Source organism: Rothia sp. HMSC071F11, assembly GCF_001809115.1.
Classification (GTDB): domain Bacteria; phylum Actinomycetota; class Actinomycetes; order Actinomycetales; family Micrococcaceae; genus Rothia; species Rothia dentocariosa.
The window spans coordinates 333,768-334,167 of record NZ_KV795730.1 but is presented as its reverse complement, the minus strand read 5'-3'; the positions used below and the strand labels follow the sequence as shown (position 1 = coordinate 334,167).

The 400-nt window shown below is 59.5% G+C and carries 1 pseudogene; it reads left to right on the top strand.

Features of this window, described 5'->3' with window-relative positions:
• A pseudogene (locus HMPREF2554_RS02425) lies at positions 1–400 on the top strand (RNA-binding transcriptional accessory protein); the annotation flags it as partial.

Genomic DNA, 400 nt, shown 5'->3' with positions numbered 1-400 from the left:
GAGCGCATCACCAAGGCGCAGCGTGCCCGGGCGGCAGGTCTGGAGGCGCTTGTTGAAGACCTGCTCGAAGTTCCCCTTGCCGGGGTCTACGATATTGCCGCAGCCTATGTGGACAAACCGGATGAAACCGACGATAAACATGCAGCAGATGCCGGAAAAACCGAAGACACCGGAATTACAACGGTGGAAGAAGCCCTCGACGGCGCCCGCGCTATCCTGATCGACCGGGCACTCACCGACCCAACGCTCGCCGAACGCCTTCACGAAAGAATGGTTGCCACCGGAACGATCTCTAGTCGAGTTATCGCCGGGCGAGAAGCCGAAGGGGCAAAATTCGCCGACTATTTCGACTTCTCCGATAGCATTAGGCGTATTCGCCCGCACCGGGTTCTCGCCCTGC